At 49.9% G+C, this 25,564-nt stretch carries 19 protein-coding genes and 1 pseudogene; 7 read left to right on the top strand and 13 right to left on the bottom strand.

The window, feature by feature from the left end; translation table 11 throughout:
- Nucleotides 1-12 precede the first annotated feature (12 nt).
- The 7 genes from HMPREF0980_RS01655 to HMPREF0980_RS01625 all read right to left on the bottom strand — a co-directional run bounded on the left by HMPREF0980_RS01655 (nucleotide 13) and on the right by HMPREF0980_RS01625 (nucleotide 7,494).
- A complete protein-coding gene (locus tag HMPREF0980_RS01655) occupies nucleotides 13-597 on the bottom strand; it encodes an indolepyruvate oxidoreductase subunit beta (RefSeq protein ID WP_049727422.1) in 585 nt (194 codons plus the stop codon).
- 1 nt (nucleotide 598) lies between these two features.
- Nucleotides 599-2,404 (bottom strand): indolepyruvate ferredoxin oxidoreductase subunit alpha, encoded by a 1,806-nt coding sequence (gene iorA, locus HMPREF0980_RS01650; protein WP_049727421.1) that lies wholly within the window; start codon nucleotides 2,402-2,404, stop codon nucleotides 599-601.
- Between the two features lie 170 nt (nucleotides 2,405-2,574).
- On the bottom strand, nucleotides 2,575-2,928 hold the full coding sequence (locus HMPREF0980_RS01645; protein WP_049727420.1) for a hypothetical protein: 354 nt from the start codon (nucleotides 2,926-2,928) through the stop codon (nucleotides 2,575-2,577).
- Between the two features lie 106 nt (nucleotides 2,929-3,034).
- Nucleotides 3,035-4,987: a fructose-bisphosphatase class III gene (locus HMPREF0980_RS01640; protein ID WP_049727419.1), complete on the bottom strand. Its 1,953-nt coding sequence runs from the start codon at nucleotides 4,985-4,987 to the stop codon at nucleotides 3,035-3,037.
- Nucleotides 4,988-5,004: 17 nt separating this feature from the next.
- The gene (gene dapB, locus HMPREF0980_RS01635) at nucleotides 5,005-5,763 is read right to left on the bottom strand and encodes a 4-hydroxy-tetrahydrodipicolinate reductase (RefSeq protein WP_049727418.1); all 759 of its coding nucleotides are present in this window, start codon (nucleotides 5,761-5,763) and stop codon (nucleotides 5,005-5,007) included.
- Between the two features lie 98 nt (nucleotides 5,764-5,861).
- Entirely contained in the window at nucleotides 5,862-6,758 is an 897-nt protein-coding gene (dapA, locus tag HMPREF0980_RS01630; protein ID WP_049727417.1) for a 4-hydroxy-tetrahydrodipicolinate synthase, read from the bottom strand.
- A 106-nt stretch (nucleotides 6,759-6,864) separates the two neighbouring features.
- Complete coding sequence (locus HMPREF0980_RS01625; protein ID WP_049727416.1) at nucleotides 6,865-7,494, bottom strand: single-stranded DNA-binding protein; 630 nt, start codon at nucleotides 7,492-7,494, stop codon at nucleotides 6,865-6,867.
- A 211-nt stretch (nucleotides 7,495-7,705) separates the two neighbouring features.
- Between HMPREF0980_RS01625 and typA the strand changes: the two genes are divergently transcribed.
- The 4 genes from typA (at nucleotide 7,706) to hpf (ending at nucleotide 11,799) form a co-directional block, all read left to right on the top strand.
- Entirely contained in the window at nucleotides 7,706-9,529 is a 1,824-nt protein-coding gene (gene typA, locus HMPREF0980_RS01620) for a translational GTPase TypA (protein WP_049727415.1), read from the top strand.
- On the top strand, nucleotides 9,529-10,422 hold the full coding sequence (locus tag HMPREF0980_RS01615; RefSeq protein WP_049727414.1) for a phosphatase PAP2 family protein: 894 nt from the start codon (nucleotides 9,529-9,531) through the stop codon (nucleotides 10,420-10,422). Before typA ends, HMPREF0980_RS01615 begins: the two co-directional genes overlap by 1 nt.
- 125 nt (nucleotides 10,423-10,547) lie before the next feature.
- Nucleotides 10,548-11,159, top strand: coding sequence for a transporter (locus HMPREF0980_RS01610; protein ID WP_049727413.1), 612 nt, complete (start codon nucleotides 10,548-10,550; stop codon nucleotides 11,157-11,159).
- A gap of 103 nt (nucleotides 11,160-11,262) precedes the next feature.
- Entirely contained in the window at nucleotides 11,263-11,799 is a 537-nt protein-coding gene (hpf, locus tag HMPREF0980_RS01605; RefSeq protein WP_049727412.1) for a ribosome hibernation-promoting factor, HPF/YfiA family, read from the top strand.
- A 74-nt stretch (nucleotides 11,800-11,873) separates the two neighbouring features.
- Here hpf and HMPREF0980_RS01600 read toward each other — a convergent pair.
- Nucleotides 11,874-12,547, bottom strand: a pseudogene (locus HMPREF0980_RS01600) (YigZ family protein).
- A gap of 154 nt (nucleotides 12,548-12,701) precedes the next feature.
- On the opposite strand from HMPREF0980_RS01600, the gene HMPREF0980_RS01595 reads away from it, so the two are divergent.
- Nucleotides 12,702-15,296, top strand: coding sequence for a transglycosylase domain-containing protein (locus tag HMPREF0980_RS01595; protein ID WP_049727411.1), 2,595 nt, complete (start codon nucleotides 12,702-12,704; stop codon nucleotides 15,294-15,296).
- Nucleotides 15,297-15,543: 247 nt separating this feature from the next.
- Here the strand turns inward: HMPREF0980_RS01595 and HMPREF0980_RS01590 are convergent, their stop codons facing one another.
- From HMPREF0980_RS01590 to ftsH, 4 genes are all read right to left on the bottom strand, one after another.
- Complete coding sequence (locus HMPREF0980_RS01590; protein ID WP_049727410.1) at nucleotides 15,544-16,476, bottom strand: ROK family glucokinase; 933 nt, start codon at nucleotides 16,474-16,476, stop codon at nucleotides 15,544-15,546.
- A gap of 15 nt (nucleotides 16,477-16,491) precedes the next feature.
- Nucleotides 16,492-17,418 carry an HPr(Ser) kinase/phosphatase gene (gene hprK / locus HMPREF0980_RS01585; protein WP_049727409.1) on the bottom strand — a complete coding sequence of 309 codons (927 nt, stop codon included), beginning with the start codon at nucleotides 17,416-17,418 and terminating at the stop codon, nucleotides 16,492-16,494.
- Nucleotides 17,419-17,470: 52 nt separating this feature from the next.
- A complete protein-coding gene (gene uvrC, locus HMPREF0980_RS01580; protein ID WP_049727408.1) occupies nucleotides 17,471-19,309 on the bottom strand; it encodes an excinuclease ABC subunit UvrC in 1,839 nt (612 codons plus the stop codon).
- Between the two features lie 187 nt (nucleotides 19,310-19,496).
- Nucleotides 19,497-21,467 carry an ATP-dependent zinc metalloprotease FtsH gene (ftsH, locus tag HMPREF0980_RS01575; protein WP_049727407.1) on the bottom strand — a complete coding sequence of 657 codons (1,971 nt, stop codon included), beginning with the start codon at nucleotides 21,465-21,467 and terminating at the stop codon, nucleotides 19,497-19,499.
- A gap of 166 nt (nucleotides 21,468-21,633) precedes the next feature.
- Between ftsH and HMPREF0980_RS01570 the strand changes: the two genes are divergently transcribed.
- Together HMPREF0980_RS01570 and HMPREF0980_RS01565 are read left to right on the top strand one after the other, a co-directional pair.
- Entirely contained in the window at nucleotides 21,634-23,127 is a 1,494-nt protein-coding gene (locus HMPREF0980_RS01570) for a DUF1846 domain-containing protein (RefSeq protein WP_049727406.1), read from the top strand.
- A gap of 101 nt (nucleotides 23,128-23,228) precedes the next feature.
- Complete coding sequence (locus tag HMPREF0980_RS01565; RefSeq protein ID WP_049727405.1) at nucleotides 23,229-24,836, top strand: CTP synthase; 1,608 nt, start codon at nucleotides 23,229-23,231, stop codon at nucleotides 24,834-24,836.
- Nucleotides 24,837-24,870: 34 nt separating this feature from the next.
- Here the strand turns inward: HMPREF0980_RS01565 and HMPREF0980_RS01560 are convergent, their stop codons facing one another.
- Nucleotides 24,871-25,551, bottom strand: coding sequence for a YoaK family protein (locus HMPREF0980_RS01560; RefSeq protein ID WP_049727404.1), 681 nt, complete (start codon nucleotides 25,549-25,551; stop codon nucleotides 24,871-24,873).
- Nucleotides 25,552-25,564: the final 13 nt, after the last annotated feature.

Below are 25,564 nucleotides of genomic sequence, written 5' to 3'. Positions count from 1 at the left end.
ATGTATTCTATCTTACTGTACCGCCCCTGCTCCGAGAGACAGCGCTTTCATATTCATATCAACATACTGCGGTTTTACACGTTTCTTCAGCTCCGCTTCCATGTCATCCAGAGTGACCTCCAGTGCCCCGCTTCCGGCAGCCACGCCGAGAAGCGCCACGTTGAGCACTTTTGCCGAGCCGGCTTCATTGCACAGCTTCGTACCGTCCACGATACAGAGTCGGCTGACATGCTCTTTCAGGTGATTCAGCATCTCTACCCCGTCATAACCGCTGTCACTCAATGTGGCCGTCACCGGCTTCACCGCCTTCTCATTGACGATGACCAAGCCGCCTTCCCTCAGGTAAGGAAGATTCCTCACGGCTTCCGCCGGCTCAAACGCCAGGATGACATCCGCGCTCCCAAACGGTATGAGCGGAGAATGGATGTGCTTTCCCATACGCACATGGCTCACGACAGAGCCCCCCCTCTGCGCCATGCCGATCGTCTCGGTCGTCCGCACGTCATACCCTTTATCCATAGCTGCATACGCAATCAGTTTGGAGGCAAGGACGACGCCCTGTCCTCCGACACCGCAAAGCAGACAATTCTTATTCATCTTACTCCACCTCCTGTATCGCCTGGAACTTGCACACCTGGGCACAGAGGCCGCAGCCGGTGCAAAGAGACGGCTCTATCGATATCTTCCCGTCCGCCCTGACAATTGCCGGACAGCCGAGCTCACGGATACACTGCCGGCACAGCGTACACGTTTCATCCTTCACCTCATACCGTGCTGCCGGTTTCGTGACCGCGATGCACGGAGACTTGAAGATGACCGCCCGCACTCCCTTTTCATCCATCACTTCCTTCACCGCGCCGGCTGCATCCGCCAGATGAAGCGGATCCGCATTAACGATCCGGCCTACGCCGACTGCCTCCAGAATCTTTTCGATACTGATCTTAGAAACCACATCGCCCATCATCGTCTTTCCAGTCCCCGGGTGCGGCTGATGGCCCGTCATGGCCGTAGTGGAATTATCCAGGACGACAAGGATGATGTCTGTCTGGTTATATACCGCATTTACCACGCCGGTTATCCCGGAGGCAAAGAAGGTAGAGTCTCCGATAAATGCAAAGTTTACTGCGTCAGGCTCTATGATATGCAGTCCCTGTGCAATCGTCACATCCGCTCCCATGCACAGGCACGTGTCTACCATATCTAACGGCTTTGAATTGCCCAGCGTATAACAGCCGATATCTCCTGAGAACACAGCCTTGCGTCCTTTCGCCGCCTGCTTGACCGCATAGAAGGACGCGCGGTGCGGGCATCCCGCACAGAGGACGGGAGGCCTGACAGGAAGCGTTGGTGCTTCTTCCGCCCCGTCCGCATCTCCTGCCGCCAGTTCCTCGTATTCAGGCAGGAACCTTCCCAGATCCCCTCTCACGCTTTCAACGCTGTTTTCCCCGGCATTTTTCGTATCATGGGTGAGCTTGCCTCTAATCGTTACCGGAAGGTGGTACTTGCCTGCAATTCGCAGCAGCTCTTTTTCAATGACAGGGTCCAGCTCCTCAAGGACGAGCACTTCCTCAAGCCCCCTCATAAACTCCACGGCCAGCGTTTCGGGAAAAGGATGCGGCGTGCCGATCTTCAAAAGCTTTACTTCCCCGGGCAGCGATTCCTTCGCATAGGCATAGCTTATGCCACCTGCCGCCACGCCTTTTTTCAGGCCGTCCTTTCCCTCTACCGTGTTGTATTTATAAGCCGAAAACAAGTCTGACAGTTCTGCATTCCTCTCCTCAATCTTCCTATGGTTCTGGTAGGACAGGCGGGGAAATATGACCCATCGTCCCGTATCCTTGACAAACCCTTCCGGTTTGATCTCTGCCGCAGTTTCATCGACATCCACCGTGGCACAGCCGTGACAGACACGCGTCGTTGGACGCAGCAGGACAGGAGTGCCATATTTCTCTGAATATGCGAAGGCTTCTCCTACCATCTCGTATGCTTCCTCCGGAGATGACGGATCGAATACCGGCAGCTTGGCAAATGCCGCAAAGCATCTGGTGTCTTGTTCCGTCTGTGAGGATATGGGCCCGGGATCGTCCGCCGCCACGATGACCATCCCCCCCTTTACACCGACATATGCAAGGCTCATAAGCGGATCAGACGCAACATTGAGCCCTACCTGCTTCATCGTAACCATCGTCCGCGCCCCTGCGTATGCTCCACCTGCCGCCACCTCAAGCGCGGCCTTTTCATTGACGGACCACTCCACATGAATCCTGCCGCCGTCGTTATGTCTTGCGACGGTCTCCAGAATCTCCGTAGACGGCGTCCCAGGATAGCCCGACACGAGATTTACGCCGGCGCGGATGGCCCCAAGGCCTATCGCTTCATTACCCATCAGTAATTCTTTCGCCATTATTATGTATCTCCTTTGGTATGTATTTATAATTTTTAATTATATCATAATTCACGGCGGAAACAAAGTTTTTTACCGATTCGGCGCTTCGCCTGTCCCTATATATACGCCAGGGGCGGACCCCCTCTTCGGCGGTCCGCCCCTGGCATATCATATTGGTATACAGCTTCTTACTTGCCGCTGTCGTCTGCTTTGTTCTCTGACGCGTTACCTTTTACATCTTTATCGTTGGCGTTCTTATCTGTCGTGTTCTTGTCACGGTCATCGTCACCGTCCAGACCGTCCACGATATCGTCCGCGCCATCTTTTACGTCGTCTCCGATTTCGTCTGCAACGCCTTCATCACGAGTTCCGTCTGTCGCGTCATTCGTGTTCGTGTCATTGGCGTCACCTGTATTGTTTTCTGTCGTAGAGTTGTTAGTAGCTCCGTTATCTGCCGCGTCTTTATCGCTCCCGCATGCTGTTACACCCATGATTACGCCTACGCACATAAGCATAACGAATAATTTCTTGAACTGTTTCATGTTATAATCTCCCTTTCATGTATATTCATATTAAATCAAGTATTACTTGTTGCTAGTAATATTTGCAGTTCATAGAAATATATGCATCAGGGCAGATGGGATTTTTTTACATTCTTTCAGCGATGCGGCCGCTTCTGTATGCCTCCAGCAGCACTTCCAGATCCGCTATCTGTTCTTTCAGCTCCTTGCCTACATCGGTGTCGCCGACAATCTTGCGCTGTACGACTCTTTTGACAATCGTACTGTCCGAATGGATGTCGCTTTCTTTTTCAATCGCCGCGTCCGTGGACTCAAACGGCTCATGGGCCACGAGAATCAAGCCATATGAGTTGTAGATCAGCGTGTATCCGGCTATTCCGGTCTCCTTCTGATAGGCTCTGGAAAACCCTCCGTCTATGACAAGTACTTTTCCCCCGCATTTTACCGGGTTCTCTCCGTCCTTTGACTTAACGGGCACATGACCGTTGATGATATGCGTGCCTTCCGGAGGGAGGCCGAACTCTGCCAGTATCCGGTCTACCACTTTCTCATCCTGCAGCATCGAATAATACGGATTCTTTTTCTCCCTATGCGTCTCCTTGTCTGCCAGGAAATACCGCTCGAAGGTTGCCATCTTATCCTTGCCGAACAGCGGGGAATTCTCGTGCAGCCAGATATACCACATGATATCCCTGCCCCGCTCTTTTTCTTTTTCGTCCAGCGCGTAGAACCCTTTTCTCACATAACTCTCCAGCACTTCATACAGGCTTCTGCCCTTGTATGACCTTCCAAAGATACGGACCGGCTTTGGCGTGCCGTCTTCGTTCAGCGGTACGCAGCCATGGTACAGCAGATTGTTGTTATACACTTTATAAAGGCTGCCTTTGTTCAGCAGGAACCGCATGTGCCGCTGCAGCTTTTCGCAGTGCAGGAACGCCTGTTCAAGCCGTTCCATGATATCTTCCTCTTCCTTCGTCAGCGCATATGGCCGCTTCGGGTCGATGGTCGGGAAGTTTTTATCGAGCATTTCATAAGTCTTGCCTTCTATCTCTATCGTTCCCTTATCATAGTCGATATGATGCAGAAGGTTCCTGTCCTCCATCTTGAATCCCGGATTTTTTTTCACGATCTGTCCTTCTACCTTGAACTGGATGATAGATATCGCCTTGTGCATCTTGATATCCATCAGCAGCTCGTTCGGGTTATAATTCGGCTCCCCTTTCAGCTTAAAGCACTCGCACGCATCGTCCTCATATGTGTTCAGGGCAAATGTGGCCAGCGGCAGAAGATTGATTCCATATCCGTCTTCCAATATATCCAGATTGCCGTACCTCGCACAGATGCGGATTACATTTGCTATGCATCCTCTCTGACCTGCCGCCGCCCCCATCCAGAGCACGTCATGGTTGCCCCACTGGATGTCGACCGAATGGTGGTCCATCAGTTTGTCCATGATGATATGCGGACCCGGGCCCCGGTCATAGATGTCCCCGACGATATGCAGATGATCCACGGTTAGCCTCTGTATCAGCTCGCTCATGGCAACGATAAACTTCTCGGCCCTGCCCGTCCTGATAATCGTATTTACAATTGCATTGTAATAAGATTCCTTGTCCGTCACTTCCGCCTTCTCCGTAATCAGCTCCTCAATGACATAGGCAAAATCCTGAGGCAGCGCTTTGCGCACCTTGGAACGTGTATACTTGCTGGCAGCCCGCTTGCACACTTCGATGAGACGGTACAGCGTAATCCGGTACCAGTCCTCCATGTTGCTCTCTTCCTTTTTAACCCGCTCCATCTTTTCTGCGGGGTAATAAATAAGAGTAGCAAAAGACTGCTTATCTCTGCTACTCATGGTATTCCCGAACACATCATCAATTTTGCGGCGCACGGAACCAGAGCCGTTCTTAAGCACATGGGAAAACGCCTCATATTCCCCGTGGATATCCGTCAGAAAATGCTCCGTCCCCTTCGGAAGATTCAAGATAGCCTGCAGGTTGATAATTTCCGTCGACGCTTTTGCAATGGTTGGATAAAGTTCCGAAAGCCTTTCCAGATACCTTTCTTCTAACTCTTTCATAACGCCTCCCGTCTGCCTTACAGCACAACTACGTCCGACATATCGTACCGGCCCGCCGGCTTCCCTGCCAGGTACTTGGCGGCTTCTACCGCGCCTTTGCCAAATATGGTTTTGGAGTATGCCGTATGTCTGAACTCTACGACCTCATCTGCGCCGGCAAAGATAATCTCGTGGTCACCTACTATCGAACCACCCCTCACTGCCGAAATCCCAAGTTCGTTCTTCTCTCTCTTCTTACGCACCTGGCTTCTGTCGTATACATATGTATACGTATCGTCCATCGCCTCATTGATAGAATCAGCAAGCGCTATGGCTGTCCCACTCGGAGCGTCAACCTTCTGGTTGTGGTGCCGCTCCACCAGTTCTACGTCAAAACCGGCGCCTGCAAGAACCTTTGCCGCATCCTTTACGAGCTTCAGAAGCAGGTTGATGCCCAGAGACATGTTGGCGGATTTGAGCACCGCTACCTTCTTAGACGCTTCTTCCACCTTCGCAAGCTGTTCTTGGGACAGCCCTGTCGTACAGAGCACGACCGGCACCTTCCGGCCGGTGCAGTAGTCAAGCAGCGCGTCCGTCGCCCCTGCGTTGGAAAAGTCGATGACCACATCTGCCTCCACATCGCAGCTATCTATGCTCTCGAATACAGGATACGCATTTTCCCTCCCGGTATATGCATCAATTCCCGCAACAATTTCAATCCCTTCATCTTCACGGACAAGTCCTGTAATCACCTGGCCCATCCTGCCGTTGCACCCGTGCATTATCGCTCTGACCATCTTATAATCTCCTTTACTTACTATTAAAAAAAGGATATCATATCTGTCATGCAAACTCAACATATGATATCCTTTTCACATTCATTTACTATCTATGTTTACTGAACTACTTTGATTCCATAATCCTTCATCGCCTGTGCCAGCGTCTTCTCGTGTTCTGGCGTAAGCTCCGTGAGCGGCATACGGACCGGACCGCAGTCCATTCCCATAAGCTTCATCGCCCGCTTCACCGGAATCGGGTTCACTTCGCTGAACAGCTCGGCGGCAAGCGGAATTGCTTTCAGCTGAAGCCTCGCGCTTTCCTGAACGTCCCCGCTTAAATATCTCTCACAGATATCGTGTGTCTGCTGTGGGGCGATATTGGACAGTACCGAGATGACACCTATCCCCCCCAGTGACATGAGCGGCACGATCTGGTCGTCATTGCCGGAATACAGGTCGATGTTGCCGTCTGTTGCACACATGATCTTGGCAATCTGAGATATGTTTCCCGACGCTTCTTTAATGCCCACGATGTTATCTGTCTCTTTCACTAATGCTGCCACTGTGGCCGGCTCGATATTGCATCCCGTCCTGCTGGCAACGCTGTACATAATAATCGGTGTCCCCGATACAGCCTCCGCAACTGCCTTGTAATGAGCGATAAGCCCCGCCTGCGTAGCCTTGTTGTAATAAGGCGTCACAAGAAGCAGGCCGTCCGCCCCATAACAGGCTGCATCTTTTGACATATCTACCGCTGTCCTCGTACAGTTGGAGCCCGTCCCCGCAATGACCGGAATCCTGCCCTTTGTGCGTTCTATCGCGAACTTCACGCACTCCAGATGCTCTTCCTCTGTCATCGTGGCTGATTCCCCGGTAGTACCACATATTATAATACTATCTGTACCGTTGTTACAGTGATAGTCAATTAACTCATCCAGTCTATCATAATTGATGCTTCCGTCTTCATTGAACGGTGTGACAACCGCCACCCCGGCACCTTTAAATATAGCCATATTAAACCTCCTGACCTTCACCAATATGTATTATTAAGATTCATAAAAATTTTATCATTAATACTAAAATATGTCAATGAAAGTCTCTTGTCCGGCTTGAATGCTCCTATTCGTCTACACATTCTAATTTGCTGACCGACACCTCGTAGGCGATGCGTTTCTGAGTCTCTGTCTCAGAAAGCTTTTTCACATATTCCCTGCTCTGGATCCTGCCGTTGACCTGCACGTGCTCTCCCACCTCAAAAGTAGACGCGAACCTGGCATTCCTGCCCCAGCATATGCATGGTATGTAATCTGACTTGCCGTACGGCCTGTTCACCGCCAGCAGGAGGTCTGCGATCTCTCTTCCAAGCGGAGTCTTTCTGTACACCGGCAGCTTACATATGTAACCATCCAGGAAGATGCTGTTCGTCTTCGCACCGTCCAGTTCTTCCTCTATAAAAGACACTTCTCTTACGAATACGGATAGCACAAGCCTGTTCTTTTGTTCATCGTGTCTGTTATAAGAGCGGAACTGTCCGCTTGCCATGACAAATTCCCCGGTATAGTCCTGGGTCACGTCGATGAGACGTTCTGATATCATGAGCGGAATCCGGTCCTCCGAGTTGCTGAGGCGCTTTACGAGCACATCCACCATGTAGAATCCTTCACCGAATACTTCATGGCTGAATGTGAATCCTCCTGCTACCTCTCCCATAATAGTTACCTGGTTGTTTTCAATAATCTTATCTGACATAATTTTACAATCTCCCTTCCTCTGAATCGTATTTCACGGTCACTATTTAGTCTATGAAGAGAGATTCTGATTTAGAACTATTTTTTATTTTTTATGATTATTGATTCTTTCTATAAGTGATTGAGTACTTGTAAATTCTTCAAAATGTGGTAAACTAATAAAGTTGTATATAATAAATAGGTAGAAATCGTATAGGAAAAGGGAATTATTTATGAAGACAAAACGAGAAGATGTACGTAATATAGCCATTATCGCCCATGTCGATCATGGCAAGACAACTCTGGTAGATGAGTTGCTGAAACAAAGTGGTGTGTTCCGGGAAAATCAGGAAGTAGAAGAGCGTGTCATGGACTCGAATGACATCGAGCGGGAACGTGGAATTACCATCCTTTCAAAGAATACCGCCGTCTATTATAAAGGGACGAAGATCAATATCATCGACACGCCCGGACATGCCGACTTCGGCGGCGAGGTGGAACGTGTGCTGAAGATGGTAAATGGTGTCGTCCTCGTAGTAGACGCCTTCGAAGGTGCCATGCCTCAGACGAAGTTCGTACTTAGAAAGGCGCTGGAATTAAAGCTTCCGGTTATCGTATGTATCAATAAGATTGACCGTCCGGAGGCGCGCCCGGAGGAAGTCATCGATGAAGTGCTCGAGCTGTTCATCGACCTGGACGCAGATGACGAGCAGCTTGACTGTCCGTTCGTCTATGCTTCCGCCAAGGCGGGATATGCACTCGTAGAACTGGACGACAGCCCGCAGAACATGCTTCCCCTCTTCGAGACGATACTGGACTATATTCCTGCACCGGAAGGTGATCCGGATGCAGATACCCAGGTGCTGATCAGCACGATCGACTACAATGAGTATGTGGGACGGATTGGAGTCGGCAAAGTAGACAATGGTACAATCAGCGTCAACCAGGACATGGTCGTCGTCAATGCCCATGACCCGGAACGGAAAGAGAAGGTACGCATCAGCAAACTATATGAGTTTGACGGGCTGGACAAGGTGGATGTAAAAGAGGCTACCATAGGCTCTATCGTGGCTATCTCCGGCATCTCAAACATATCGATCGGAGACACGCTCTGTTCGCCGGATAATCCGCAGGCAATTCCATTCCAGAAGATATCCGAACCGACTATCGCCATGCAGTTTATCGTAAACGACAGCCCATTTGCAGGCCAGGAAGGCAAGTACGTGACATCCCGCCATCTCAGAGACAGGCTATACAAAGAGCTGAACACGGATGTAAGCCTTCGCGTGGAAGAGTCCGACAGCACGGACAGCTTCAAGGTATCCGGGCGCGGCGAGCTTCACCTGTCAGTCCTTATCGAGAATATGCGCCGCGAGGGCTATGAGTTTGCAGTGAGCAAAGCGGAGGTCCTGTATAAAAAAGAGGAGAACGGCAAGTTATTAGAACCGATGGAAGCCGCATATATTGATGTACCGGATGAATTTACCGGCGTCGTCATCGAAAAGCTCGGCCAGAGGAAAGGGGAGCTGCGAGGCATGGGAACGTCAAACGGAGGCTACACCCGCCTGGAATTCTCCATCCCCGCACGCGGCCTTATCGGCTACCGTGGCGAATTCCTTACCGATACGAAGGGCAACGGCATATTGAATACGTCCTTCGACGGGTATGCGCCGTATAAAGGCGATATCCAGTATAGAAAGCAGGGCTCGCTCATCGCGTTCGAGACAGGAGAATCCGTCACCTACGGGCTTTACAGTGCCCAGGAGCGGGGGACGCTCTTCATCGGTCCCGGTGAAAAGGTATATTCCGGTATGGTCATCGGACAGAACGGCAAGGCGGAAGACATCGAGCTTAACGTCTGCCGGATGAAGCATCTGACCAACACCCGCTCTTCCGGAGCGGATGAAGCGCTTCGTCTGACATCGCCGAAGATTCTGAGCCTGGAGGAAGCCCTCGACTTCATCGATACCGATGAGCTTCTGGAGGTCACTCCTGAGAATCTCAGAATACGTAAGAAGATTTTAGATCCGAAAATGAGAAAAAGAGGAATAAAATAATGGCATTTTTAACGTTTCTGGAAGGTATACGGACACCCTTCCTCGACAGGCTGATGCAGTTTATCACTTATTTTGGACAGGAAATCATCATCATAGCGGTTATCTGCGCCCTTTACTGGTGCGCGGATAAGCGCTTTGCTTATATGCTCGGCTTCACCTACTTCACGGCGGGCCTTCTCGTTCAGAGCCTGAAAATCACGTTCCGCGTTCCGAGGCCGTGGGTGCTCGATCCCCAGTTCAAAGCCGTGGAAAGTGCCATCCCCGGTGCCACGGGATATTCTTTTCCGAGCGGGCACACGCAGGGAGCCACCTGTCTGTTCTTCCCTCTTGCACTTAAGGCAAAGAGAGTCTGGGTCAAAGTATCCTGCGTACTTGCATTTATGCTGATCGGCTTCTCCAGAATGTACCTGGGCGTCCATACGCCAAAGGATGTCATCGTGTCCATGCTCCTATCCATAGCCGTCTCCAGCATAATCTGGCATTTTCAAAGATTATTTCTGGACGGAACGCAGCATGTGAAGATGATTGCAGGTGTGCTGGCAGCCATATCCATCGCCGTTGCCGCCTATGCACTTGTATTGAAAAGCAGGGGCACGATTGATATGAAATATGCGGCGGACTGCTGCAAAGCCGCCGGAGCCGGCCTTGGATTCGCTCTCGGATACTATATAGAGCGGACCCGCCTTAAGTTCAGCACCCGCACAGGCCATCTCAGCAGCCAGGCCGCGAAGCTCATCGCCGGGCTCCTGCTTGCGCTTGTCATTAAGGAAGGCTTTTCCCTTCTATTCGGGACTTCCATCCTCGTTAAAATGGCTGAGTATTTTGTGCTCGTCTTATGGGTACTCGTCCTCTATCCGTATCTGTTCAGCAGATTCGGCCGGCGTCAGGCATAATCCCAATTATTAGGTCTTGGCAAATTCTCCGGGATAATTTATACTTGTACTGTACGCATACCGCACAGGAGACTCTGTCCGGTATGCTCTGCGTACGATGAAAACCGGCCTAAAGGGGGAAACATATGAAGCATTACGTCGCTAAATTTTTAAAACGACTTGCTGTAACACTGGAATTTTTTATCTCCGTCATGCTGGCGCTCGGCATCATCCTGCTCTGCCTGCGTATGGCGGTATCGATGGTGCACATACCGAATCTTGAGGTGTGGCCGAACTATGACGATCTGCTCGAGACTTGTTTTAATCTGATCATCGGAGTTGAGCTGATACGTATGATGTACTACCATACGCCCAACACTGTATTTGAAGTGCTGCTATTTGCCATCGCAAGGCAGATTATCATCGACCACTCTTCTATCTGGAGCAGCCTCATCGGCGTCTGTGCCATTGCGGTGCTTTTTGCCACCCGCAAATACCTGTTCTGCGAATTTGACGTGGCTGACGAGATTGTCTTCCGTGCCAGCACAAGAGTGAAGACGGTAAACAAGATTCTCGGCATCAGCATACCTCACGAACAGAACGAGACCCTGCTCAGCGTTATCGAACAGAAGTTTGAAGAGTATAGTATAGAGACCGGCGTCGGCGCATGCGTGTACTTTTCGGATTTTGGTCTCAGAGTTGCCAAGATGCATGAAGGAAAAATTTCAAGAATTGAAGTAATACGTTCTATACATTAGTGTCCAAACATGTTATACTACATATATCAGATAGATTCTTAGTTGAAAGCCAAATTGTCAGACTATAAACATCTGAAATTATGTCGAAAAGGAGTTGGACAGCATGAAGTTTATTATTAGCGGAAAGAACATCGATGTAACACCTGGCTTAAGGGAAACCGTAGAGCACAAATTGGGGAAATTAGAGAAGTATTTTACTTCCGATACGGAAATTATCGTTACCTTAAGTGTCGAAAAAGAACGTCAGAAGATTGAGGTAACTATCCCTGTGAAAGGAAATATCATCCGTTCTGAACAGGTAAGCAATGACATGTATGTCTCTATTGACCTGGTAGAGGAGGTAATCGAACGCCAGCTTCGCAAATATAAGAATAAACTGGTTGCAAGACACCAGGAAGGCGGCAACTTCCGCCAGGAATTTTTCGAAAGCGAATATACCACCGAAGATGATGATGAGGTAAGAATCGTTCGTACCAAACGCTTTGGCATCAAACCTATGTATCCGGAGGATGCATGCATACAGATGGATTTACTTGGACATGACTTCTTTGTCTTCTGCAATGCGGAGACAGATGAAGTAAATGTAGTATACAGAAGGAAAAACGGAACCTTCGGCCTTATAGAGCCTGAGTTCCAATAAAGTGCAGAATAAAACAACGGAACGGCACAGCTTCGGCTGTGCCGTTTTTTTGCTTTCCACATCGGCTGCCTGCTTTACTTGTCTCGGTCTGTGAATTCTTCCAGTACCACAGGCTGGCCGTCTATCTGCGCAAACCAGCACCTTTCTCCTTCTTCCATGGACGCTTGTCCGTTTGTTCCTTCCGTGATGTCAGAGCGTACCGCTTCAACTGCATTCTCCGGCACAAGCACTTCCAGTTTCACGTTGTCCGCATATTCGGAGTCGAGAATCCTAAGCCCTTTCTGGCCGAGAATGTACTGAATTTTACCGAGACCGGTATAATCTGTACCGATACGAAGTTTAACCCCACGGATTTTGGTTATAATTACAGAAGAAGCCAGGCCTGCCTTCACTGCCTGAGCGTATGCGCGGACCAGCCCTCCGGTTCCAAGAAGCGTACCTCCGAAATAGCGTGTAACTACTACGGCAGTGTTGCGGAGCTCTTCTCCTTGCAGTACATCGAGCATCGGTTTGCCGGCCGTTCCGTTCGGCTCTCCGTCATCGCTGCAGCGGGCCAGCTCTGAACGCTCTCCAATCACATATGCAAAACAGTTATGGGTGGCATTCCAGTTTTTTTTCTCACGGATTCTATAAAGGCCAGAGCCTCTTCTTCCGCAGAGACAGGCCTGACTGCTGCAATAAACCTGGATTTCTTCTCCACGATTTCCCCTTCCCCGCCTTCATACACTGTCTTATACTCTGTCGTCATAATTTGCACCTTTCTTTCATATTACATACTGGTTCAACTAATACTATAGCGAATTTCTTAAGTTTTTCCTACTGAAATATGAAGTTTTCATTTTTTTCTTTATTTCAATTCCTATATTTGCTATAATGACTTGGTATGAAGGAGGCAGACACTCATGAATTATGGTAAAAAGAAAGCTTCGCAGAAGCAAAAGAAAATAACGTCCAAATCAACCATGCAGGGTAAAAGAGTTGGTGTAAGACTTTTTAAAGCATTTCTGCTCTGCCTGCTTGTTGTAGCGGTCGTCGGCGCCATCGGCGGCGGACTGTTTTTAAAGAAGATATTAGACAACACCCCGGACGTATCCCCGGCTGATGTACAGCCAAAAGGCTTTACCACAATGGTATACGCCGATGATAACAAGACTGAGATAGAACGTTTTGTCGCTTCGGGTTCCAACCGTATATATAAGAAGATAGACGAAGTGCCGAAGGATCTCCAGCATGCGTTCGTCGCGATAGAGGACGAGCGTTTCTACGATCACAACGGAATCGACCTTCAGGGTATCGCCAGAGCCGCCGTAGTAGGCCTGACGAGCGGCAGCTTCTCGGAAGGTGCCAGCACCATTACACAGCAGCTGATTAAAAATAATGTATTCCCTAACTTTACGGAAGAAAAGACATTCTTGGATAAGCTGGAGCGTAAAGTCCAGGAGCAGTACCTGGCCGTCGCCATCGAAAAGCAGATGGATAAGGATACGATTCTGGAAAGCTATATGAACACGATCAACCTCGGACAGAACTGTCTTGGTGTACAATCAGCGGCAAAAAGGTATTTCAATAAGGACGTATCCGAACTTACTCTGTCCGAAAGCGCGGTAATCGCAGGTATTACACAGAATCCATCGGACTATAACCCGATTACGAACCCGGAACTCAACGCAAAGCGCCGGGATAAAGTATTAAAGAATATGCTCGACCAGGGCTATATCGACCAGGCAGCGTATGATGAGGCAAAAGCGGATGATGTATATTCCCGCATCCAGACAGTCAACAACTCTGAGACGGACGATACGCCTTACAGCTATTTTGTCGACGCGCTCGCCGAACAGGTAACACAGGATCTCATTGACCAGCTCGGCTATACAGAGACGCAGGCATACAACGCCGTATACAGCGGAGGCCTTAGCATATACTCCACGCAGAACCTTGCCATGCAGCAAATCTGTGACGAGGAGATGAATGACGACTCCAATTACCCGGGATTAAAGGAATATGGGCTTGACTACGCTTTGACCGTTACCCGTGCAGACGGAACCGTTGAAAACTACAGCTCCGGGAATATTAAACAGTATGTAAAAGAGACGTACGGCAAAGAGCAGGGGCTTCTCTACTCGAGTGAAGACGAAGCGCGGGCTATGGTTGAGGAATGGAAAGCGACGATTGCCCAGGAGGGCGATGCTTATGATGAATATATCAACATCTCTCCCCAGCCCCAGGCATCTGTCACTGTCATGGACCAGTACACGGGCCAGATCAAGGCCATGGTCGGCGGACGCGGTGCCAAGACGACGAGCCGGAGCCTGAACCGTGCATATACCGGTTCTCCGAGGCAGCCCGGATCAACCTTCAAGATACTGGCAGGTTACGCGCCGGCACTCGATTCAGCCGGACAGACACTGGCTACGATTATAAAAGACGAACCCTATTCGTACCGTGATGGTACGCCTCTTAAAAATGCAAGTGCAACGCACCGCGGAGATATCACGATGCGCGAGGCAATCCAATGGTCGGTCAATGTATGTGCGGTCAAGACGATTGAGGCGGTGACTCCGAAGCTGGGATATGACTACTGTAAAGAGAAGTTTGGCATCACGTCGCTGGATCCGCAGAACGATGTATACGATACGCTCGTTCTCGGAGGACTGAGCAATGGCGTATACAACTACCAGCTCTGTGCTGCTTACGCAGCAATTGCTAATGGCGGGGTATACAACACTCCGACTCTATATACGAAGATTCTTGACCATGACGGCAATGTGCTGCTGGAAGGTGCGGGAGAATCACATACTGCCATCAAGGACAGTACGGCCGCCCTTCTTACGAGCGCGATGGAGACGGTGGTGGAGAGTGGTACCGGTACAGCCTGCCGGCTTAGCAACATGCCGGTAGCCGGTAAGACAGGTACGACAGACTCGAACAAAGACCTCTGGTTCTGCGGCTTTACTCCATATTACACATGTGCGGTATGGGGCGGATACGACGACAACAAGGTAAACGGCTATGACTTGAACTTCCGTTTCCGCATATGGCGCGGAATCATGAGCAGGATTCATGAGAATCTGGAATACAAAGATTTTGAAATGCCGAATTCTATCGAGAAGAAAACGGTATGTACCAGGACCGGAAAGCTTGCAGCGCCAGGCTGCCCGAGCATAACTGAATATTTTGCGAAGGATACGGCTCCGACAGAGTCCTGTCCAGGCCATGTAGATACGAGTGAACCAAAGGATGACGGGGAAGACGACGAGAACACAACCGATAATCCGGATACGAACACGACTCCGACAGATCCGAACGGGGGGAACAACACTCCGACGCCTCCGGCCGGTGGCGGCGATGGAGGGACTACTCCCCCTGCCGGTGGCGGCGATGGAGGGACTACTCCTCCTGCCGGTGGCGGCGATGGAGGGACTACTCCTCCTGCCGGTGGCGGTGGCGGTGACGGAGGGGGGGACGGAGGCGGCACCACCCCTCCTGTGACCCCTTAAACTAATAAAAATGACTGATTTGATATGCTCTCCTTGAAATAAGACAGTAAATGAATAATACTGTTTATTTCAAGGCGGAGCATATTTTTATGTCTGGAAAGCAAAATTTCCGGCAGCCAAGGAATCTCTGAATTAGAATTCTCTCTGAGAAAAAAATAAGAGCAGAAAAACTGCCAGTAGACAATACTACTGGCAGGAAAACTAAATATTTATTTCTCTACATTAATTCTTATTAATAAAATGGGCCTTATCCGATTATCAGCTTTGCTGCCCCGCAGATTCCTGCGTCATTGCCAAGTTCCGCAAGGACGAACTTCGTTTCCTTATTTGAAAAAAACGCCCGTTCCTTAAAATGCTTCTCCACATATTCCAGCAGGATATCACCGGCCTTGGATACGCCGCCTCCGATAACGATTACTGCCGGGTCAGTGATTGCCGCCAGGTTCGCCATCGCGTGACCGAGATAAGTGCCGAACTCTTCCACGATTTCTTCCGCCACCTTATCCCCTTCCTTCAATGCGTCAAAGACCGATTTCGCACTCAGGTTTTCCATCTTCAGCATCGTACTGCCACTCTGCTCCGCCAGCCTGCGTCTTGCCAGCCTTGTGATTCCAGTGGCGGATGTGTACTGTTCCAGACATCCTCTGCTGCCACAGCCGCACTTATCATCCTCTTCATAATTCACGCATATATGGCCTATCTCGCCGCCGGCTCCGTGCTCTCCTACAATCGGGCTCCCGTTTACGATGACGCCGCCGCCCACACCCGTGCCGAGCGTAACCATAATCATATTTTTCTGGCCCTTACCGGCTCCAAGCCACATCTCACCGAGTGCTGCTACATTTGCGTCATTTCCCGCCTTAACCTTCAGGCCGGTAAGCTCTCCCATCTCACGCTTTACTTCTTTATAGCCCCATCCAAGATTTGCTGTATTCCTGACGATACCGAAGTCATCCACCGGTGCAGGTATTCCGATGCCGATTCCTGCAACCTGCAGATGTCCAATCTCCTTTTCCTCCAGTTTCGCCTTCAAAGATGCGGCAACATCAGAAAGGATAGCCTCTCCGCTGTTTTCTGTACGGGTTTTGATTTCCCACTTATCCACGAGCGTGCCTTCTGTTCTGAAAAGGCCCATCTTGACAGTCGTGCCTCCGATATCTACTCCAAAACAATACTGCATCCTTTATTACCCCTCCTATTTCTTCGTAAGATTCTGCTGTACGCGCTTGTAAAGCTCCTGAGCCGCGTTATAGCCCATCTTCTTCTGCCTGTGGTTGATGGCCGCAGTCTCGACGATGATGGCAAGATTACGTCCAGGACGGATAGGTAGCTGATGGCATACGACTTTGTTTCCGAGAAATTCAGTATATTCCTCTTCCATGCCTAGGCGGTCATATTCCTTTTCTTTGTTCCAGTCCTCTAGCGTAATGACAAGATCGATATTCTGGGTTTCACGGACGCTCTGGACACCGAACAGTGTCTTTACATCCACAATGCCAATCCCTCTCAGTTCGATAAAATGGCGTGTGATATCCGGAGCCGTCCCCACGAGCGTCTCATCGCTGACCTTATGGATTTCCACCACGTCATCGCTGACGAGACGGTGCCCTCTCTTGATGAGTTCCAGTGCGGACTCGCTCTTGCCGATGCCGCTCTCTCCCATAATCAGCACGCCTACGCCGTACACATCCACCAGGACGCCATGGATGGAAATACACGGAGCCAGCTCCACATTCAGCCAGCGGATGATTTCCGCCGTAAATTCAGACGTCTTCTTCTCTGTTGAAAATATCGGAATCTGGGCGGCATTGGCCTTGTCCAGAAGCATTGGCTCCGGTACGAGGTCGCGGCTGAAGATGATGCCGGGTATCTGGTAGGACAGCAGCGTGTCATAGATATGTTCCTTCGTCTTCGCATCCAGCGTCTCAAGAAATGTATATTCCACATACCCGATTATCTGGACACGGTCAGAGTCAAAGTGTTCAAAAAATCCGGTCAGCTGAAGCGCGGGACGGTTAATGTCCGGAACCTCCACTTCCCGTTCTGTCAAATCGACATCCGGCGTCAGATTCCGGAGATTCATCTTTTCGACAATTTTCTTCATCTTTACTTTATTCCCCATGGCAGTCTCCTTTTCCTTCTCAGTCTTCCTTCTTTGCAACTATTATATCATATCAGTGAAAAAAATTGTACACGTCACGGGCTGATTTTTCATTCATGGAAGGCAGCCTGCCCAGCTCTTCAACTGTAGCATTTTTAATAGCATCCAGATTGGAGAAATGGCTCATCAGGTCTTTTCTCCTCGCGGGACCTACACCAGGTATGTCATCCAGAATCGAATGTACCTGTCCCTGGCTTCTCAACTTTCTGTGGAATGTGATTGCAAACCGGTGGGCCTCGTCCTGAATCCGCGTGATAAGCTTAAATCCTTCTGAATCCCTTTCTATCGGTATCTCAATATTCTGATAATACAGCCCTCTTGTCCGGTGGTTATCATCCTTCACCATCCCACACACTGGTATATTGAGCCGCAGCCTGTCCATCACCTGCAGTGCTATATTTACCTGACCTTTCCCTCCATCCATGAGAATCAGATCTGGAAACGCAGTAAAGCTCCCCATCTCTTTACCTTCTTCCATCTCTTTCATGCCATGCACGAACCTGCGCGTAAGCACTTCTTCCATGCTGGCATAGTCGTCCGCGCCCTGCACGCCTTTTATCTTGAACTTGCGGTAGTCATTTCGTTTTGGCTTCCCCTTTTCATAGACGATCATAGATCCGACGGATGCAAATCCGTTTGTATTGGATATATCGTATGCTTCCATGCGGACAATGCCCTTCAGTCCAAGCAGCTTTTCCAGTTCTTTAACCGCACCTATGGTACGCCCTTCCTCCCGTTTCAGACGTTCTTTGTCCGTGTTCAGTACAAGAGCCGCATTCTTCTGAGCCAGCTCCACGAGCTTTTCCTTCGTGCCTTTCTTTGGCACACGCAGATGGACTTTATGCCCCCTTCTCCTTGTCAGCCACTCTTCCACGACCTCCTCGTCCTCTATCTCCTCCTGAAGCATAAGCTGTGGCGGGATATACGGTGTCCCGGCATAAAACTGTTTGATAAAACTGGACAGGATCTCCGATTCTTTCTCGCCTTTTGTAATCCTCAGATAGAAATGGTCCCGGCCAATCAGCCTGCCCCCACGGATAAAGAATACCTGTACGACCGCATCTTCCTCCTCGGTGGCAACCGCCAGAATATCACGGTCGTCTCCTGCAGTGTCAGTTATCTTCTGCTTCTGGGCTATCTTGTGGACGCTGTTCAGAAGTTCCCGGTACTCGATAGCTTTCTCAAACTCCATAGCCTCGGACGCACTCTGCATCTTCTCCTCCAGTTCTTTCAGAATCAGGTCATAATTGCCGTTCAGAAAGCGGATAACTTCGTCTATCGATCTGCGGTATTCTTCCTGGGATATGTAGCCCTGGCACGGCGCTTTGCACTGGTGGATGTGATAGTTCAGGCACGGGCGTTCCCTGCCCACATCCTGTGGAAGCTTCCGGCTGCAGCTGCGGATATTATAGAGCTTCCTGATAAGTTCAATCGTATCCTTTACGGCTCCTGCACTCGTATAAGGGCCAAAATATTTCGCCTTGTCCTTCACCATCTTTCTGGCCAGCATTATCCTTGGAAACGGTTCATCCACCGTAACCTTAATAAATGGATAGCTCTTGTCATCCATAAGCATCGTATTATATTTCGGGCGGTGTTCTTTGATCAGATTACACTCAAGTACAAGTGCTTCCAGTTCCGAATCTGTCACAATATATTCAAATCTGGCTATATGGGTCACCATCTGCTCTATCTTGATACCCTTGTTGCGGCTGCTCTGAAAATATTGCCGTACCCTGTTTTTCAGGCTGATAGCCTTGCCCACATAGATAATATCATCTTTTTCATCGTGCATGATGTAGACACCCGGCTTACCGGGCAGTTTTTTCAGTTCTTCCTGTATATCAAACATCTGTCTGCCGTCTCCTTACCTGTCAGTCTTGTCCACGATTCAGAAGCCGTGCCGTATTACACTTTGGCTCTGCTCCAAATCTACATTATCATACCATATTCCGGCCAAAAGTTAAATGGTTTAAAAAAGGGCCAGACCCTTCCGAAAGGGGTATGGCCCCTTTTGGAAGGGACATGGCCCCTATCCATCATTCTTCTGCTTCTTTCGCTTCAGCCGTTTCTTTAACTTCTGCTTTCGCTTCAATTTTCGGCTCTGTCTCTCTGACTGTGATCCTCTCTTCCGGCTTTTTCTCAATTTCAGGATCTATGCCTTCGACATCATGGAAGATTTCCATAAACTCCTTGCCGGTAATCGTCTCTTTCTCTATCAGGAATGCCGCTATCTTATCCAGCGACTCTCTGTGTTCGCTCAGCAGCCTTTTGGCCTCTGCATATGCACTCTTGAGCATGCCCATGACTTCCCTGTCTATCTCGGCAGACGTCGCCTCCCCGCAATTGCTTACAGCTCTGCCGTCCAGATAACGGTTCTGGATTGATTCCAGCCCTATGAGTCCGAACTTCTCGCTCATGCCGTACTGGGTTATCATCGCTCTCGCTATGTTCGTTGCTTTTTCTATATCGTTGGCAGCGCCGGTCGTCACCGTGTCAAATACGATTTCCTCTGCCGCACGGCCCGCCAGCATGCCTACAAGCATTGCCTCAAGCTCCTTCTTCGTGTTCAGGAACTTCTCTTCCTCAGGCGTCTGCATTACATATCCGAGCGCGCCCATCGTTCTAGGTACTATCGTAATCTTCTGCACAGGTTCCGCGTCTTTCTGCAATGCGCTGACTAACGCATGGCCGACCTCATGATAGGAAACGATTTTCCGCTCCTCCGCGCTCATAATCCGGTCTTTCTTCTCTTTTCCGACCAGAACGACTTCCACCGCTTCGAACAGGTCGCCCTGTGACACCGCGTTTCTCCCATTCTTTACAGCATTGATTGCCGCCTCATTAATCATGTTGGCCAGATCAGAGCCTACCGCTCCTGATGTGGCAAGGGCAATTGCTTCCAGATCAACGGTCTCGTCCATTCTTACATCTTTGGAGTGCACTTTCAGTACATCCACACGGCCTTTCAAGTCCGGCTTCTCCACGATAATCCGGCGGTCGAAACGTCCTGGCCGCAGGAGCGCCGGGTCCAGGATTTCCGGGCGGTTGGTAGCTGCCAGGAGTACAAGACCCTTGTTCGTGTCAAAACCGTCCATCTCCGACAGCAGCTGGTTCAACGTCTGTTCCCGCTCGTCATTGCTTCCGAGCTGGTTGTCACGGCTTTTTCCGATGGCGTCAATCTCATCGATAAAGATGATACACGGCGCCATCTGCTGTGCCTGCTTGAACAGGTCACGCACCCTTGATGCGCCCACGCCTACATACATTTCCACAAAGGAAGAGCCTGTCAGCGAGAAAAACGGTACCTTTGCCTCTCCCGCAACAGCTTTTGCAAGAAGGGTCTTTCCTGTACCGGGAGGGCCGACAAGCAGCGCGCCTTTCGGCAGCTTGGCACCAATCTGTGTATATTTGCCCGGATTGTGCAGGAAGTCCACCACTTCCTGCAGGGATTCCTTCGCCTCGTCCTGCCCGGCCACATCTTTGAACGTAACGCCGGTCTCCTTCTCCACATACATCTTGGCATTGCTTTTTCCAACACCCATCATGCCGCCGCCCTTTGACATCCGCTTCGTCATCCAGACGAACATGCCAACGATGAGCGCTATCGGAAGCAGGGTCAGAAGAACATTCAGTATCACGGCAGATGTCGTGTCCGGAATCTCCTGGCCGAACTTCACACCGGCTTTGTCCAGCCTTTCCGCCAGCGTATCGTCTCTCACCACGCCGGTATAATACTGCTTGGCTGTACGCGCACCTTTCTCTTTGTTCATCGTTATAGTGATTCTGTCACTGCTGATAATGACTTCTTCCACCTTTTTATCGTCCACGTATTCCAGGAACTGGTCGTAACTGATCTCCTGGGATCCCGCGGAACCCTGGAACTGATACAGCGCCAGCACTAATATCGTAGTGATTAATGTTACTAAGATAATGAAGGAAAAACCCTGCTTGTTATTCTTATTGCCGGGCCCCTGATTATTCTTATTCTGATTATTCTGGTTGTCCATTTTTATCCTCCTGCATCACTCTTTCATTATACGGACAGCCTACTTAGAAATCAATAAAAACATTATGAAAAGATTGTAAACTTCCTATATCTTGTAGTATACTTGGAATGAGATTGCTTATACTGATGTGATAGCTAATTTAAAGGAATTAAGAGGGAATTTACGAATGAAAAAAGGTTTTGACAATGAAAAATACTTGAAAATGCAGTCAGCCCATATCCGGGAGCGCATCGACCAGTTTGACAACAAGCTGTATCTGGAATTTGGAGGAAAACTTTTCGATGACTATCATGCCTCCCGCGTACTTCCGGGATTTCAGCCGGACAGTAAGCTGCGCATGCTCAAGCAGCTTTCCGACCAGGCGGAAATCATCATCGTAATCAGCGCTGAGGATATCGAGAAAAACAAAGTCCGCGGCGACCTTGGCATCACTTATGATTCCGACGTCCTGCGGCTTATGCACGCCTACCGCGAAAACGGACTCTACGTAGGCAGTGTCGTCATCACGAAATACAGTGGGCAGAGCAGTGCGGATCTGTTTATAAACCGGCTGGAAAAGCTGGGTATAAAAGTATACAGGCATTATGTGATATCCGGCTACCCTTCTAATGTACCGTTCATCGTCAGCGATGAAGGATATGGTAAAAATGATTTTATAGAGACGTCGAGGCCTCTCGTCGTCGTCACCGCCCCGGGACCCGGCAGCGGAAAGATGGCGGTATGCCTGTCCCAGCTCTATCTGGAACATAAACGTGGGATAAGCGCGGGCTATGCCAAATTTGAGACATTTCCTATCTGGAACATACCGCTGAAGCACCCGGTCAATCTGGCATACGAGGCAGCTACCGCAGACCTTAATGACGTCAACATGATAGATCCTTTCCATCTGGAAGCATACGGCAAGACGACAGTCAACTATAATCGCGATGTAGAGATATTCCCTGTGCTGAACGCCATGTTCGAACGCATTTATGGGAAGAGCCCATACAAATCCCCGACCGACATGGGCGTAAATATGGCCGGCAACTGTATCTGCGATGATGATGTGTGCAAGGCAGCGTCCTGCCAGGAGATTATCCGCCGTTATTACGATTCCCTCCGGCGCCTCCTCGTCGGTGTCTGCCCGGATGATGAGGCTTACAAGATAGAGATGCTCATGAACCAGGCCGGCATCACGGTCCATGACCGGCCGGTCGTGGACGCCGCATTGCAGCGGGCCCAGGAGACAGGATCACCGGCGGCGGCTCTCCAGCTGCACGACGGACGTATGATTACAGGCAAGACGTCTAACCTGTTGGGCGCATCCGCGGCCCTTCTGCTCAATGCGCTGAAGGAGCTGGCCGGTATCGACCACGAGCTGCATGTCATATCGCCGGATGCAATCGAGCCGATCCAGAAGCTGAAAACTCAGTATCTCGGCAGCCGTAATCCGCGTCTGCACACGGATGAAGTATTGATTGCACTTTCGGTCAGTGCTGCAAATGACGAGACTGCCCAGCTTGCTCTTGACCAGATTCCAAAATTGAAAGGCTGCCAGGCCCATACGTCTGTCATGGTAGGTTCCGTTGACATGAAGCAGTTCAAGAAGCTGTCTATCCAGGCCACCTTTGAGGCAAAATTTGAAAAAAGTTCTGTATTTTTTAATGGGAAAGGTATATAATAGATAAGTATTTTTTTCACCAACATTACATAGCCTAAGCTAAGGATATCAATTGCGATAAGATTAGCTTAGGCTAAAACATTTTATAGAAGGAGGAACATATGGCAGTAAAATACGTATTCGTTACAGGCGGAGTCGTGTCAGGACTCGGCAAGGGGATTACAGCGGCCTCCCTTGGACGGCTGCTCAAGGCCCGCGGCTACACGGTGACCATGCAGAAATTCGATCCTTATATCAATATAGATCCCGGTACGATGAACCCGGTACAGCACGGCGAAGTATTCGTGACAGATGACGGCGCGGAGACGGATCTTGACCTCGGGCATTATGAGAGGTTCATCGATGAAAGCCTGAGCAAGAATTCCAATGTAACTACCGGTAAAATCTACTGGTCCGTACTCCAGAAGGAACGCCGCGGCGACTTTGGCGGAGGCACTGTGCAGGTAATCCCGCACATCACAAATGAAATAAAGGGGCGTTTCTACCGCAACCCATCCGCAGAGCGTACGGAGATAGCCATAATAGAAGTAGGGGGAACCGTCGGTGACATCGAAAGCCAGCCTTTTCTCGAGGCAATCCGGCAGTTTCAGCACGAGAAAGGGCGAGAAAATGTCATACTGATTCATGTCACCCTCATCCCTTATCTGCGTGCCTCTCAGGAGATGAAGACGAAGCCGACGCAGGCAAGCGTAAAAGACCTGCAGGGGATGGGTATCCAGCCGGATATCATTGTCTGCCGTTCCGAATATCCGCTCGATGCGGGCATCAAAGATAAGATTGCTCTGTTCTGCAATGTCCCGGCCAGCCATGTGCTCCAGAACCTGGACGTGGAATATCTCTATGAAGCCCCGCTTGCGATGGAAAAGGAAAGGCTTGCCAATGTCGTGTGTGAATGCCTGAATCTCCCGTGCCCGGAGCCGGATCTGAAAGACTGGGAAGAGATGGTCGACTACCTGTGCCATCCCAACACAGAAGTTACCATAGCATTAGTCGGCAAATATATCCAGCTCCACGATGCCTATATCAGCGTAGTAGAGGCGCTGAAGCACGGTGGAATCTTCAGCCGTGCAACGGTAGATATCAAATGGATCGATTCCGAGGCAGTCCATACAGACAATGTAGACGAGCTTTTCCATGATGTAAGCGGTATCCTCGTCCCGGGCGGGTTTGGGCACCGTGGGATAGAGGGCAAACTGGAGGCAATCCGGTATGCCCGTACGCACAATGTCCCCTTCCTCGGGCTCTGTCTCGGCATGCAGCTGTCTATCGTAGAGTTTGCACAAAATGTGCTCGGTTTCCGTGACGCCCACAGTGCAGAGCTCAATCCTGACACGACCCATCCTGTCATACACATCATGCCCGACCAAATCGGCGTGGAAGATATCGGCGGTACGCTTCGGCTCGGCTCTTATCCGTGTGTATTGGACAAAACATCCAAAGCTTACAGACTGTATGGCACGGAAGAAATCAAAGAACGGCACCGCCACCGCTACGAAGTGAATAACGACTACCGGGAAGAGCTAACCAGCCACGGCATGAAGCTGTCCGGCCTCTCGCCAGACGGCAACATCGTGGAAATGATAGAAATACCCGGACATCCATGGTTCATCGCAACCCAGGCACACCCGGAATTAAAATCAAGGCCAAACAGACCGCATCCACTGTTCAAAGGCTTCATAGAAGCAGCGCTAAATTATCAGAATAATTGATGAATTTTGAAAGGGGTCAGACCCCTTTCAAAATTCAACGAATTGTCAGACACATTGTCACGAATACGATGCTCAGGAGTATGCAGCAGCACCATATGCTCTGTATCCCCCACAGCAGTGCAAGGATTGTACCTGCTACCGCTCCCAGTATGAACAGCAGGATGATTCCAAAGTAGTGTGCTGCCTGTGTTCCGGCTCTCTTTTCTTTGTTGATTATGAACTGGAAGATTTTCTCTGTCCCGGACCGCAGGTTGCCGGTACACATGGTCGAAGCGTACGGCAGATTTTTCATTTTACGAAAGCTGTTGACCTGAAGAGAGCAGACGAACGAGATGGTCACATTTACCACGCCGTCGGGCACAGTACCAGGCACAAATCCTACGATAGTCAATAATATAATTTCTATTGCTATTATCCAGTGTTCATATATATTAAATTCTTTCTCTGTAAAATATTTTTTAAATACTTCTGTTATAAATACTCCGAGAGCGAATGCCAATATAGGGATGATACAGTACCCTGCCTGGCGGTATCTCCCTTGTGCTGCGTATACGCCGAGCAATACCATGTTTCCTGTCTGTGCGTTGGCAAACACGCCTCCTCTTAACATATAGGTGTATGCGTCCAGAAACCCTCCTACGACAGCGAGCAGTGCCGCTATCCTGAATGTCTCATGAATGGGCACCGCAGCTGTATATGGCTGCCTTCCTTTCATAGTCACCACTCCT

The organism is Dorea sp. D27 (assembly GCF_001185345.1).
Classification (GTDB): Bacteria; Bacillota; Clostridia; order Lachnospirales; family Lachnospiraceae; genus Extibacter.
This window is presented reverse-complemented; position numbering and strand designations above follow the sequence as displayed.